This window comes from Microbacterium sp. OR21 (assembly GCF_047306785.1).
Classification (GTDB): Bacteria; Actinomycetota; Actinomycetes; order Actinomycetales; family Microbacteriaceae; genus Microbacterium; species Microbacterium esteraromaticum_E.
Genome location: NZ_JAZEXJ010000001.1, coordinates 196664 through 210026, shown reverse-complemented (window position 1 = coordinate 210026; position 13363 = coordinate 196664). Strand labels below are relative to the sequence as shown.

Below are 13363 nucleotides of genomic sequence, written 5' to 3'. Positions count from 1 at the left end.
GATCGGCGGAAACTTTTCCCGCGTTGATCTGGTTTTCTTTCATCCCCCAGCCTGTGGATGAGATTCCGTTTCAACGTGATATTTAAGGTTGGCGCGATCGCAGCCGCAGTGTGTACAACCTGGGGAAAGTCAAGTGCGAGTACCGCCGGGCGCGGCGCGCTCGAATCGGCCGGTCGAATCGGCGTGCCGACGACCGAATTCGCCGGGCATCCGGAGCGCTTCGTCGCGCGCACTGAGGCCGCTCGAGTCGACCGGGGGTGGACGACTCGTGTGCGGCGGGGTATCGTCTCGCCCACGTAGCCGGAATATCGGATGCAACGGGGGGCGACCGACATGCACGCGGGAACCGGAGATCGCCGCATCTCTGCGGTGCATCTCTGGGGCGCGCTCTTCGTGCTCATGTGGGCCGTGGTCGTGGCCTTCTTCGCCGGCGGTGAGGCTCGTGCGGATGACGAGCGTCCTGCGCCCGCGTCAGGACTGACCTCACTGGTCGGCGACACCTTGAGCGGTGTGGCCACTCCGGTCGTGAAGACGACGACCTCGACCGTCGAGAAGGCGGCCACTCCTGTCGTGAAGACGGTCGAGAAAGCAGCCACTCCCGTCGTCAAGACGGTCGAGAAGGCCGTGTCCAAGACGACCACCGCCGTGGCTTCCGTTCCGGTCATCGGCGAACCGGTCGCCGCGACGGTCACCAAGACCGGCGAGACGGTCGCCAAGGTCACCGAGACCGTCGAGAAGGTGGTCTCGTCCGCCCCGGTGACCGCAGTCGTCACGCCGGTGACGGATGTCGTCCGCAGCGTTCCCGTGGTCGGCTCAGTGGTCGATGCCATCGGCGTCCCCGGGCTCGTCGACGAGACGGCGAGCGGTGTCGACGAGGTCCTCGATGTGGTCGCCCCGGTGGTCGGCAGCACGATCCACCCGGTCGTCGACGGGCTGCAGCCGAACTCTCCGAGTGCCCAGGAGCCCGGGCGGCCAAGCGTCGAGGCGCCCGTCACTCCGATCGATGTGCCCACCGACTCCGGGCCGCTGAGTGAGGCACCAGCACCGTCAACCACTGAAGCGACTGCCGTCGACGCGTCTGTGACGGCAGCACCCTCGCCCTCGGCGCTCACGCTGGGCGGCGCGCCGATGGCGCTCGCGCCTGACGCGTCGCTCATGCACGAGGTCGCGGCGCTGAGCCCCCTGCCGCCACACCAGCCGGGGAGTGTTCCGGAACCGGCACTGGGCACTGCGGCGCCGACCTCGGCCGCGGGCAGCAGCGGACACTCACCTGGTGCGAACTCCGACAGCCCCGCCGCGCCGGGCCTCAGCGATTCGATCTCTTCGCGTACGGGCATCCCCGCGGATGCCGCACTGCCGCCGTCTCCGGCGGGCAGCACCGACGTCTCTCCTGACTGACGAGAGGGCTGCCGATCCTCGCATCGGCAAGCCCGGCCGCACGACCGTGCGGTCTCACACTCGAACAGATCAGGAGTTCTCTCATGAACAAGAACGTCAAGTACGCCCTGTGGGGCGTGCTGCTGGCCGGCGGCGTCTCGCTGCTCGGCGCGTCGGCCGCGAATGCGGCCGAGACCGACGGAGACGGCGGTCCCCTCTCGGGCACCCAGATCCTCGCACCGGTCACGGCGCCGGTGAGCGCCGTAGGCAACGCCGTGTCGGTGCTCGGCACCAGCGAGGTCGACTCGGCTCCGGATGCCGCACCCGCAGCCCCCGCGCCAGCACCCGCTCCCGCTCCCGCTCCGGCTCCGGCCGCGGAGACGAGCGGTGACGACGGCGTCGCCTCTGGCACGCAGGCCGTTGTCCAGGTCGACGCCCCTGTGACGGTGTCGGGCAACGCGGTGAGCGTGCTCGGTGAATCGTCGGCGGAGGCCGCACCGGCAGCAGAGCCGGAGCTCGCAGCCGCGCCTGCTCCGACTGCGACCTCCTCGGGGTCGGACGGACTGCTGTCAGGTACCCAGGGTCTGGTGTCGGTGAACGTGCCCATCACGGTCACTGACAACGCGATCTCGGTGCTCGGCGAGTCGGCCACGTCGGAAGGATCGACCGGCACGACCAATCCGACCGCACCTGCGGACGGATCAGGCGCTGACGCCACCACCGGCGGCACCGACGGCATCCTGGGCGGCACCCAGGTGCTCGCACCCGTCACCGCACCGGTGAACGTCGGCGGCAACGCCATCTCCGTCCTCGGAGAATCCGCCGTCACCGGCGGCACCACCACCGGCGGTTCGTCGACGCAGCCCGGGTCCTCCCCGGTTGCGACCGATGGCATCGGCTCGCTGCTGGGTGGCACGCAGATCCTGCTGCCGATCACGGCCCCGATCACCATCGGCGGCAACGCCGTCGCAGTGATCGGCGAGAGCACGGTCGACGTCCCTGGCACCACTCCCGGAACTGACCCCGGCACCGACCCGGGCACCAACCCCGGCACGGATCCCGGCACCGATCCCGGCACGGATCCCGGTACCGGCCCGGGAACCGACCCGGGCACTGACCCCGGCACCGACCCGGGCACCGATGGCATGACGGCGGCACCTGACGTGGTCGTGGCCTCGGTCAGCGGCTCGACCACGCTGGCTTCGGCCAGCGGCGCTGAGCCGGTGACGGCGCTCGCGATGACCGGTGGCGGCAACATGGCTCCGGCGCTGGCTCTGCTGGCGGCATCCATGCTGCTCATCGGCGGATCGCTGCTCCGCCGCGGTCGCATGATCTGATGCATCCGCCGCTGCGGCGGATGCGGCCGATGACGTCGCATCCGCCGCATCGGCATGCCTCGGGCATCCGCAGAGCACCGCACCCGACCCCACCAGGGCATGCAGAAGGCCCCCGGCATCCGGAGATGTCGGGGGCCTGCTGGTGAAGCGGGATTACTTCGCTGCGATGACCTGAAGGGTGATCACGGCGGTGACGTCGTCGTGCAGACGAACCGTCGCCTCGTGCTCGCCCGTCGTCTTGATCGGCGAGGTGAAGTGCACCTTGCGCTTGTCGATCGAGCCGAGGCCCTCGGCGGCGACGGCGTCGGCCACGTCGGCAGTCTTCACCGAGCCGAAGAGGCGACCCTCGGCGCCGGCCTTGACGGCCAGACGGACCTTGGTGCCCTCGAGCTTGTTCTTGAGTGCGGTGGCCTCGTCGAGGTCGTGGATCTGGCGGGCCTTGCGGGCTGCCTGGATCGACTCGACCTGCTTCTGGCCGCCACGGGTCCACGCCACGGCGTAGCCCTTGGGAACGAGGTAGTTGCGGGCGTACCCGTTCTTGACCTCGATGACGTCACCGGCGCTACCCAGCCCGGCGACCTCGTTCGTGAGAATCAGCTTTGCCATGTCCGTACCCCTCAGCGGCCAGCGCCGGCGTAGGGCAGGAGAGCCATCTCGCGAGCGTTCTTGATCGCCTTGGCGATCAGACGCTGCTCCTGCACGGAGACACCGGTGATACGACGGGCACGGATCTTGCCGCGCTCCGAGATGAACTTGCGAAGCGTCGCGACATCCTTGTAGTCGATGACGCCAACGCGGATGGACTTCGCGGGAGCGGTGGGCTTGCCACCCTTCCGCGGCTTGCGGCGATCGCCGCTCGACTTTCCAGCCATGTTTCTTCCTTAAGAGATGAGATCGGATGCCTGGGCATCCGGAATTCAGAACGGGGTGTCGTCGCCGAAGCTGCCCGGAGTGCTCCAGGCGTCAGCGCTCGAGGAGCCGGGCGTCGACCACGGCTCGTCCGAGACCTGCTGCTGCTGCTGCGGACGCGACTGTCCACCGCCAGTGGATGCGGCCCGCGTGACCTGTGCCGTCGCGTATCGCAGCGACGGACCGATCTCGTCAACCTCCAGCTCGATCGAGGTGCGCTGATTGCCTTCGCGGTCCTGGTAGGAGCGCTGACGCAGACGACCCTGCGCGATGACGCGCATGCCCTTGGTCAGCGAACCTGCCACGTGCTCGGCGAACTCGCGCCACACCGACGCGCGGAGGAACAGCGCTTCGCCGTCCTTCCACTCGTTGGCCTGGCGGTCGAACGTGCGCGGGGTCGAGGCGATGGTGAAGTTGGCAACCGGCAGGCCGTTCTGCGTGTAACGCAGCTCGGGGTCTGCGGTGAGGTTGCCCACCACGGTGATGACGGTTTCGCCGGCCATGAGCCTCAGGCCTTTGCGACCTTGGGCTTGCGAGCAGCCTTGTCGGCAGCGCGCTTAGCCTCGGCGGCGACCATGGCCTGTGCCTCTTCGGCACGCAGGACCTTGGTGCGGAACACGAGCTCGCTCAGACCGAGCTGACGGTCGAGCTCCTGCGTGGCCGCGCTGGTGGCGGTGAAGTTGACGACGGCGTAGATGCCCTCGTTCTTCTTGTTGATCTCGTAGGCGAAACGACGCTTGCCCCAGATGTCGACCTTGTCAATCGAGCCACCATCGTTGGTGATGACCTTCAGGAACTTGTCGAGGTTGGGGGCAACCTGGCGCTCGTCCAGCTCGGGGGTCAGAATGACCATGAGCTCGTACTGGTGCGTCACTTACCCACCTCCTTCGGACTAGAACGGCTCCCGGGGCTTTCCCGGAAGCAGGAGGGTGTGTAGCACGTCGTCTGTCGCGGCTTCCCGAATGGATGCCGGCGGGCAGACAACCACAACAGTCTACCGGATCGAAGCGGATGCCGCCGACCGGCGCCGCACTGGCTCTGCGAGCGGGCTCGGCGCGAGCGCGAAGTCCGCGGCGATGGCATCCGGAACGCTCACCGCGTGACGACGACGACGCAGAGCGGTCAGGGCCGTGATCACCGGCGTCACCAGCACCCCTGCGACCCGGCCCGACAGCGTGCGGTCGGCCTCTCCTAGAACCATCCGGCGGTGCCAGGCCGCGTGCAGCGCACCGCCCCGCGGCGCCGTGACGATCCGGGCCGGCAGAGCACCGCGGCGTCGCTGCGCGACGAGCCGACGCACCTCGTCCCACCATCGCGAGTCACGCGAGTCGTGGAAGTAGTTGGCGGCCGCCCACCGGGCATCCGGATGCCTGAATCGCCGCGAGACGACATCGTCGGCCGATCCGAGCAGACCGCTGTGGTCGAACACGTGGTTGAGCAGGTCGGGACGGATGCCGAACTCGTCGAGCGCGATGACGGGGACGCCTGCGGCCATGGCCTCGACCGCCGCGGTCGAGCTGACCGTGACGAGTCCCTCGGCACTCGCCAGCGCCTCCGCCATCGGCGCGTACGAGAAGACGAGGTTGCCGGGGGCGCTCTCGAGGAGCTCGGTGTAGCCGTCGCGCTCCTGATGCGCCTCGACCTCGCCGGGCCGCGAGCGCAGCTTGACGACCACCCGACGCGAGGGGTCGGCGACCGCCGCGAGGCGAAGGATCTCGGCGATGCGCCGACGCTCGGCGGGGTCGGCCGGTACCAGAGCCTGGGCGGCGAAGACGAGGTCAGTGCCGGATTCGGTGGTGCGCGTCGGCGTCGCGAAGGGCAGGGTCGCGAGCGCGATCGGCACGGTCACACCCAGCGCTCGGCCGAGCCGCGAGTACGCGGTGACCTCGCGGTGCGAGTGGACCACCATCAGGTCGCAGTGCCGGCGGTACTCGAGTGCGCCCCGCAGGGCCGGGATCGACATGCCAGGCACCCCGCTGACCACGACCGGTCGACGGGTGAGCCGATCGATCTCGCGGCCGAGCAGTCGCACGAAGGGCGCTCGGCCGGCGAGCACGACCACGTCGGGGGCGTCCTTCGCCAGCCAGGCCACGATGTCGTTGAACGCGATGCGGCTGATCGATGCGGGGTGCTCGGCGAATCGGGTGCCGGCGACCGCGGCATCCCGCTGCGCATCGCTCACGACCAGCGGCGTCTGCACCAGCAGCAGGTGCCGGCTGATCCCGTCGACCTGATCGACGAGGTGCGCCGCCCACTTGACGAACGAGTCGGCGTCGCCGATCGCGACGACCCTCAGCCGGGGCGCCCGGCTGCCAGGGAAGGTCATGCGCCGACGCGGCGCAGCTTCGCCATGGGGGCGAGCTCGCCGGGGTAGACCCGCTTCACGCCGTCGCCGAGCGCCTGTTCGATGACGCGGATGTCGCGCACCAGCCGCTCGAGTCCCGCCGGCTCGAGCGATGCCGCGTGGTCTGACCCCCACATCGCCCGGTCCAGGGTGATGTGGCGTTCGACGGTGACGGCGCCGAGGGCGACCGCGGCGAGCGAGATCTGCAGGCCGCGCTCGTGGCCGGAGTAGCCGACGGGCACGCCCGCGTAGCGGTCGCGAAGCGTGGCGATCATCTTGAGGTTGGCCTCGCCCGGCTCCATCGGGTACGTCGAGGTGGCGTGCATGAGGATCGTGCGATCGGTGCCGAGGGTCTCGAGCGCCCGGTCGATCTGCTCGATCGTCGACATGCCCGTGGAGAGGATCACCGGCTTGCCGGTGGCGCGCAGGACCTGGAGCAGCTCGGTGTCGGTCAGGCTCGCGGATGCGACCTTGTGAGCGACCACGCTGAGGTCCTCGAGGAAGTCGACGCTCGGCACATCCCACGGCGAGGCGAACCAGTGCAGGCCGGCCATTGTCGCGTAGTCGCCGATCTCGATGTACTGCTCGCGATCGAACTCGACGCGGCGCCGGTAGTCGAGGTAGCTCATCGTGCCCCAGGGCGTCTCGCGGGGCACGTCGCGCATGTGCTCGGGGGTGGCGATCTCGGGCGTGCGCTTCTGGAACTTCACGGCGTCGGCGCCCGCGGCGCGAGCCACGTCGATGAGCCGCTTCGCGATCTCGACGTCGCCGTTGTGGTTCAGGCCGATCTCGGCGATGACGTACGTGGGTCGGCCCCCGCCGATCACGCGGTCCGCGATGCTGACGGTCATGAGGACCCTCCGTTTCGGTCGTGTCCTCTGTGTCTACGTGCGCGAAGTGAACCCGCGGGGTCTGATCGGTGTCCGTCGCTGGAAGCATCGGGGTCGGACCTCGGGCCGGACGCCGAGCGCCGGCGGCGGATGCCAGGGCCGGGGGTCAGCGCGCGGCGAGCATCCGCTCGATGACCTCGCGCACGGCGCCGTCGCCCCCGCGGCGGGTGAGCACCACGCGTGCGGCGGCCTTCACGGCGGGGTGGGCGTTCGCGACCGCGATCGGCCAGCCGACGATGCCGAGCGGGCCGAGGTCGTTCACGTCGTTGCCGACGTAGGCGACGTCGCGCAGTGCGACGCCGTTCTCGGCCGCCCACGACTCGAGCGCCGTGGCCTTATCGTCGACGCCGTGCAGCACCGGCACCTGCAGCTTCTCTGCGCGTCGGGCGACCACGGCGTTCATCTCGGTGGAGAGGATGAGCATCGGGATGCCCGTGCGGCGCAGCCGGGAGACGCCCATGCCGTCCTCCCTGCTCACCCGCACCGACTCGCGTCCGTCGGTGTCGACGCTCGCGGTGTCATCGGTGTGCACCCCGTCGAAGTCGGTGACGAGCACGGCCGCCGGGATCGGGGCATCCGGATCGGTATCCAGCGCCGCGAGGGCGTTCGCGACGGCCAGCTGCTGCTCGTCGTCGATCTCGATGGCCGACGCCTCGGGGACCTCGACGATGCCGACGCGTCCGAAGAAGCGGTGACCTGAGGCGCGGAAGCCGTCGGCGGTGAATGCGTAGAAGGCGCCGGTCTCGAGGTAGTGCGGTTCGCGGTCCTGGCGGCGCGGTCGGTGCGAGGAGTCGTGGTTGATGGTGGCGGCGTGGCGATCGGCATCCCGCCGCCAGAGGAAGCCGAAAGTCTCGAAAGCCGAGAACACGCTGTCGAACCGGTCGGCGGCGATGTGCGCGACGGCCTCGGCGATGCCCTCGCTCGGGATGAACGGCGACGTCGCCTGCACGAACACCACGGTGCCGGCGCGGATGCCGCCCGCCTCGAGCTCATCGAGCGCGTGCAGCAGCGCGCTCTCGGACGTCGCGGTGTCGCCGGAGAGATCCGCCGGGCGCGCGACGACTCGGGCTCCGGCCGCTTCGGCGACGAGGGTGATCTCGGAGTCGTCGGTGCTGACCACGACGAGGTCCACGCCGTCGGCTGCGGCAGACGCGCGCACGGCCCGTTCGATCAGCGGCACACCGCCGACGCGGCGCAGGTTCTTGCCCGGCACACCCTTCGACCCGCCTCGCGCGGGGATGATCGCGATGGTGAGCTCGTCATCCGTCATCGGCCGGTCGCCGCCTTCCAGACTCTGCGCGCACGGCGCTTCGCGCCTGCTGCGGTGAGCCGCAATTCCTCCCACCGACCCACTCCCCCAGCTGATTCGCGCGCCCGCTGCAGCGGCGTCGGCGCCGGTGCACCCGGCAGATCGAGTCTGCGCAGGCGGGCGGGCGACAGGTACCGCTCGCGATCGGCATCCGAAAGCGCACTCAGCACGGCCACGGCGTCGGCGCGAAGGTGCGAGACGATCTCGGGCTGCATCGCGTAGCCGACGGCCGCGACCAGGTGCTGCATCGCACTGGGCTCGAGGCCGCGCTCGAGCGCGTCGACGATGACCACCGGCACTCGGTTGCTGTTCTCAAAGGGCTCCAGGCGCGCGAGCACGGTGTCGGTTCCGACGGCGTGAATCGGGATCCCGAACACCGCTCTGACGGTCGGCAGGGCGGTCGAGAACCCGGCGATCACCGCCATGGCGCCGAGGTGGTGCGCGGTGTACTCGGCGGACTGATCGCCCGCATAGACGGTGAAGCCGATCTCGCGCTCAGCCGCACGGCGCGCCAGAGCATCCGACAGCGCCGGCGGTGCCGACGGGTGCGGTTTGAACACGACGCGCTGCGCTCCGGCATCCGCGGCCTTGTCGATCATCAGCACCTGCAGCGCGGTCTCCTCGTCGGCGGCGACCAGACCGAGCGTGGCCAGGTACTGGCCGAGCACCAGCGCTGTCGGCGTATCGGGATCGGCGAGGGCGTCGAGCAGGGGGTCCGGCTGAGCCTCCCCCACCTCGCGCAGCACGCGGCCGAACTCGGCGGTCGGCACCGGCATACGTGTGGCGCCTGTCTCGGCGAAGACGAGCGGGGCGACACCGGGAACGACGTCGGGATGCACGACACGCGTGACCCGCTCGGTGAGCTGTCGGGGCAGCCGATCGCGGATCGGCGAGTAGGTCATCAGCCCGTCGCCGATCACGCCCAGCTCCGCCTCCGAGAGCAGGGCCATCAGGGTGCGTGCCGGGGCGACCTGCGGCGACTGAACGAACAGCTCGAGCCGTGCGTCGTCGAGGCCCCAGGCGCGACGGAACAGACGCTCGAGGATCGGCAGGTCCTGCTCGTCCGGCTGCCAGGTCGTCGGGTGCTGCGGGTCGAGCAGCGCGTTCAACGGCTCGATGCGGTCGAACCGCTTCCGCAACGACGCCAGACGGGGCACCGACTCGAGATCATGCGCGGTCTCGGGCACCTTCGCCGTGTTCATCGGCACGAGGATTCGCTGGTCCGCATCTCCCAGAAGTCCGGCGTCGATGGCCGCGGCCGCGGTCATCAATCCGTAGGCGCTGTGCAGGGCGAAAAGCTGGACCATGCGGGTCATGCGTGGTCGGCCTCTCGCAGCACGCGGGCGAGCACCCGTCGGCGCGGGCCGCCGATCCGGTCCATCGCCGCTCGCGTCTGGTCGCGCGGCAGGCGGGCGAGCAGATCCCGGATGCCCGCGCGCAGCTCTCGGCGCACGGCCGGCTGCATGCGGCGAGCGCGCACGAGGTGGTGGGAACTCAGGGCGAGCACGCCGAAGACGGCCTTGGGCATGATCCGGTCGGCTTCGCGGTCGGCCTCGACGAGGTCGAGGACTTCGCCGAGCGCCCGGCTGAAATGCAGCTGGCGGTGATCGAGCGTCTTCGACAGCGAGTTCGACAGGCCGCGCCGATACAGCAGGTGCGGAGCGTCGACGACCGCGAAGGACTCCGCGTGCAGATGCAGGCGCCAGATCCACGGGCGATCCTCGGCGGTGAAGAGACCGTCGCTGAAACCGGCGAGGCCGCGATCCAGCATCCGGCGGTGCAGCAGCCCCGCCCAGGCGAACGGATAGTCGACCATGCTGCGATCATCAGCCGGCAGGATCGCCGCGCGAGTGTCCGCCACGACCCCGCGATGCGTGTACGGCGCCCGCACGAGCCGGCGCTCGGCCGCCTTCACGGTGACGTGGTCGGTGCGCACGAAGTCGCAGCCGAGCTGGTGCAGGGTCCGGTGCAGCACGGGCAGCCGGCGCGGCTGCATCCAGTCGTCGCCGTCGAGAAAGCAGAACGTGTCGCCCTCGATGTGCGCGAGCCCCTGGTTGCGGGCGGTCGCGAGCCCCAGCGGCGACTCGTTGCGTATCACCTCGGCGTGCGCGAAGCGCTCGGCGTAGCGGCGCATGACCTCGCCGGTCTCGTCGCTCGACCCGTCGTCGATCGCGACGAGCTTGAGGGCGTGGTCGTCGTCGAACTGCCGTGTGAGGGTTTCGAGCGCCGTGCCGACGAACTCGCCCGCGTCCTTTGCGGGAACGATCACGGTCATCGAAGGGGCGGGCACCGGGTCATCGTGCCCGGCGATGCTTACGCGCCCGCGTCCGCCGGATGAACGGCGGGTGACGCCGAGGCGGGCGGGTACCGTTTAGAGATGGAGTGGATCGCGGAGCGAGGGGGTGGCCGATGACGACTCCGGTGCCGCAGAACGCTGCGCGGCAGCATCCGTTCGAGACCAGGCCGCTGACAGAGCCGGTCGACCCACGCGCGGTGAACGAGTTCTGGCGAGCCGTCAAGGCGCAGAACCCGACGTCGGGCGCCCAGATCGTCATCGGCGTGATCGTCGCGGTCGTGTTCGGCCTGGTGTTCCTGCCGACCATCGGCTTCACGCTGTTCGGGCTGATCGCAGGCATCGCCTCCGGGGACGCCGGATTCGGAGCGTTGTTCTCGCTGCCGGCACTGGTCCCGCTGGTGATCGCAGGCGTCGGCATCCCGCTGTTCGTGCTCTCGCGCCGCCGCACACGCGAGAGCACCTACCGGATCGCCCGGTTCGCGCAGGCCAATGGGATGACCTTCCGCCCCGTCGTGAACGACCCGCCGCTGCCCGGCATGATCTTCCACCTCGGCAGCTCACGCGTGGCATCGCAGCTGGTGCGCGGGCAGGAGCCGCGCTTCGTAGAGTTCGGCAACTACCGGTACACGACCGGGTCGGGCAAGAACAGGACGACCCACAACTGGGGGTACGTCGCCGTGAAGCTCGACGTGCCGCTGCCCAACATCGTGCTCGACGCCCTGGGCAACAACGGACTCGGGTCGAATCTGCCCTCGACCTTCTCGAAGGATCAGCGGCTCTCGCTCGAGGGCGACTTCGACCAGCACTTCACGCTGTACTGCCCGAGCGGATACGAGGCCGACGCGCTCTACCTGTTCACGCCCGACATCATGGCCCGCTTCATCGACCATGCGGCGCAGCTCGACGTCGAGATCGTCGACGACTGGCTGTTCCTCTACATGCGCCGGCCCGCGTCGACCACCGACGTCAACACTTGGGCGTGGCTGTTCGGGACGGTCGGCGCGCTGCTGGGCAAGTTCGATCAGTGGGCGCGCTGGCGCGACGACCGGCTGCGATCGGCGCAGCAGGCCGCGGCACAGGATCCGGTCACCCGGCTGCCACCGTCCCCCGGCTCGCCCGCAGCTCTGCCCTTCGCCCCACCCGCAGGGATGCTTCGACCGCCGGCCGGTGTCGCGCCGCAGGGCCGCCGCCTGCGCAAGGGATTCTCGTGGGTGACGCTCGTGATCATCGTCGTCGTATTCGGTGTGACGCTGCTGCCGCACTTCCTCGGCCTGCTGTCGTTCGTCTTCTTCCGCTGACGCGGCCGGAATATATCCGGGGCGACGGGCTTTCGGTCGATGCCCGGATGAAGGATGCTGGACGAGCATGCGGCCGCGCCCGCCGCCGCAGCTCGATCAGGAGGTTGCACGATGAAGGCCATCCAGTACCGCACGATCGGCAGAGGACCGGAGCTCGTCGACATCGAGACGCCGGAACCCGGGCCGGGCCAGATCCGTCTGAAGGTCACCGCCGCCGGCCTGTGCCACTCCGACTGGTTCGTCATGAACCTCCCGGCCGAGCAGTACGTGTACGGCCTTCCCCTCACGCTCGGGCACGAAGGAGTGGGTGTGGCCGAGAAGCTCGGTGACGGCGTGGAGGGCATCGAGCTCGGGGCCTCGTACGCCGTCTACGGCCCATGGGGATGCGGGCAGTGCCACGCCTGCGCACGGGGTGCGGAGAACTACTGCACGAGGGCCGCAGAACTCGGCATCCAGCCTCCGGGCCTCGGCTCGCCGGGTGCGATGGCGGAGTACCTGATCGTCGACGACGCGCGCCATCTCGTTCCCATCGGCGACCTCGACCCGGTCGAGACGGTGTCGCTGACCGACGCCGGTCTGACTCCGTACCACGCGATCATGTCGTCGAGGGACAAGCTCGTCGCCGGGTCGACGGCCGTCGTCATCGGCACCGGCGGACTTGGCCACGTCGGCATCCAGCTGCTGCGCGCGGTCTCATCCGCGACCGTCATCGCTCTCGACATCGCCGAGGAGAAGCTCGCGCTGGCGCGGGATGTCGGAGCCCATCACGCGCTGATGTCGGACGAGTCGGCCGTCGATGAGATCCGCCGTCTCACCGAGGGTCGCGGAGCCGAAGCCGTGTTCGACTTCACGGGCGTGCAGCCGACTCTCGACATCGCGCGCCAGGTCGTCGCCGTCGACGGCGACATCCAGATCGTCGGGATCGGCGGCGGCCTGCTGCCGACCGGCTTCTTCTCCACCCCGTTCGGCGCATCGGTGCGTGCCCCGTACTGGGGCACCCGCAGCGAGCTCATGGAGGTGCTGGCACTGGCCCGCGGCGGATCGGTGGGTGTGCACGTCGAGCGCTATTCGATGGACCAGGCGGTGGAGGCGTACACGCGGCTGCACGACGGGAGGGTGCAGGGACGCGCGGTCGTCGTGCCCTGACGGCGGTGTGACGCGTCGGCACGCGGTACGCCGAGATGGTCGGATGCTCTGATCCGGATGTCTAGGCCGGAGCGAGGCCGAAGTACTCCAGCTCGGCACCGTTCAGCATCCGGGACCGAATGAGGAAGCGCATGCCCGTCGGACCCTCGACGCTGAAGCCCGCCCCGCGGCCGGGCACGACGTCGATCGTGAGGTGCGTGTACTTCCAGTACTCGAACTGCGCCTCCGACATGAACACCTCGATCGGTTCGAGGCCCGCGATGTCGAGCTCACCGAGGCGCACGTCGCTCGGTCCGGTGATGAACATGCCGATCGGGTAGCACATGGGCGACGAGCCATCGCAGCATCCGCCCGACTGATGGAACATCAAGGGCCCGTGCTGCGCCGTCAGCTCGCGCAGCAGCTCGGCCGCGGCATCCGACACGTCCACCCGCTCGTACCTTCCGATGCTGACCAT

14 protein-coding genes are annotated in these 13363 nt (G+C 69.7%); 4 read left to right on the top strand and 10 right to left on the bottom strand.

Features of this window, described 5'->3' with window-relative positions; all coding sequences use genetic code 11:
• Window positions 1–333 precede the first annotated feature (333 nt).
• Complete coding sequence (locus V2S04_RS00965; protein ID WP_413636670.1) at window positions 334–1398, top strand: hypothetical protein; 1065 nt, start codon at window positions 334–336, stop codon at window positions 1396–1398.
• A gap of 83 nt (window positions 1399–1481) precedes the next feature.
• Complete coding sequence (locus V2S04_RS00960; protein WP_413636669.1) at window positions 1482–2714, top strand: chaplin family protein; 1233 nt, start codon at window positions 1482–1484, stop codon at window positions 2712–2714.
• Between the two features lie 153 nt (window positions 2715–2867).
• On the opposite strand, the gene rplI is transcribed toward V2S04_RS00960, so the two are convergent.
• From rplI to V2S04_RS00915, 9 genes are all read right to left on the bottom strand, one after another.
• Window positions 2868–3320, bottom strand: a complete 453-nt coding sequence (rplI, locus tag V2S04_RS00955) for a 50S ribosomal protein L9 (protein WP_099197096.1) — start codon at window positions 3318–3320, stop codon at window positions 2868–2870.
• An 11-nt stretch (window positions 3321–3331) separates the two neighbouring features.
• Window positions 3332–3586: a 30S ribosomal protein S18 gene (rpsR, locus tag V2S04_RS00950; protein WP_071641238.1), complete on the bottom strand. Its 255-nt coding sequence runs from the start codon at window positions 3584–3586 to the stop codon at window positions 3332–3334.
• Window positions 3587–3631: 45 nt separating this feature from the next.
• Window positions 3632–4126 (bottom strand): single-stranded DNA-binding protein, encoded by a 495-nt coding sequence (locus tag V2S04_RS00945; protein WP_099197097.1) that lies wholly within the window; start codon window positions 4124–4126, stop codon window positions 3632–3634.
• Window positions 4127–4131: 5 nt separating this feature from the next.
• The gene (gene rpsF / locus V2S04_RS00940; protein WP_340088088.1) at window positions 4132–4497 is read right to left on the bottom strand and encodes a 30S ribosomal protein S6; all 366 of its coding nucleotides are present in this window, start codon (window positions 4495–4497) and stop codon (window positions 4132–4134) included.
• Between the two features lie 120 nt (window positions 4498–4617).
• Window positions 4618–5949, bottom strand: coding sequence for a DUF6716 putative glycosyltransferase (locus V2S04_RS00935; protein WP_413636668.1), 1332 nt, complete (start codon window positions 5947–5949; stop codon window positions 4618–4620).
• Window positions 5946–6818 carry an N-acetylneuraminate synthase family protein gene (locus V2S04_RS00930; protein WP_413636667.1) on the bottom strand — a complete coding sequence of 291 codons (873 nt, stop codon included), beginning with the start codon at window positions 6816–6818 and terminating at the stop codon, window positions 5946–5948. Before V2S04_RS00930 ends, V2S04_RS00935 begins: the two co-directional genes overlap by 4 nt.
• A gap of 145 nt (window positions 6819–6963) precedes the next feature.
• A complete protein-coding gene (locus tag V2S04_RS00925) occupies window positions 6964–8127 on the bottom strand; it encodes a cytidylyltransferase domain-containing protein (protein WP_413636666.1) in 1164 nt (387 codons plus the stop codon).
• Window positions 8124–9482, bottom strand: a complete 1359-nt coding sequence (locus tag V2S04_RS00920) for a polysialyltransferase family glycosyltransferase (RefSeq protein ID WP_413636665.1) — start codon at window positions 9480–9482, stop codon at window positions 8124–8126. The genes V2S04_RS00925 and V2S04_RS00920 overlap by 4 nt, the downstream gene beginning before the upstream one ends.
• Window positions 9479–10456, bottom strand: a complete 978-nt coding sequence (locus V2S04_RS00915; RefSeq protein WP_413636664.1) for a glycosyltransferase family 2 protein — start codon at window positions 10454–10456, stop codon at window positions 9479–9481. The genes V2S04_RS00920 and V2S04_RS00915 overlap by 4 nt, the downstream gene beginning before the upstream one ends.
• A 119-nt stretch (window positions 10457–10575) precedes the next feature.
• Here V2S04_RS00915 and V2S04_RS00910 point away from each other — a divergent pair, with 119 nt between their 5' ends.
• Both V2S04_RS00910 and V2S04_RS00905 read left to right on the top strand, forming a co-directional pair.
• The gene (locus tag V2S04_RS00910) at window positions 10576–11760 is read left to right on the top strand and encodes a hypothetical protein (protein ID WP_413636663.1); all 1185 of its coding nucleotides are present in this window, start codon (window positions 10576–10578) and stop codon (window positions 11758–11760) included.
• A 111-nt stretch (window positions 11761–11871) separates the two neighbouring features.
• Entirely contained in the window at window positions 11872–12906 is a 1035-nt protein-coding gene (locus V2S04_RS00905; RefSeq protein ID WP_413636662.1) for an NAD(P)-dependent alcohol dehydrogenase, read from the top strand.
• A 61-nt stretch (window positions 12907–12967) separates the two neighbouring features.
• On the opposite strand, the gene V2S04_RS00900 is transcribed toward V2S04_RS00905, so the two are convergent.
• Window positions 12968–13363 carry a DUF779 domain-containing protein gene (locus V2S04_RS00900; protein WP_413636661.1) on the bottom strand — a complete coding sequence of 132 codons (396 nt, stop codon included), beginning with the start codon at window positions 13361–13363 and terminating at the stop codon, window positions 12968–12970.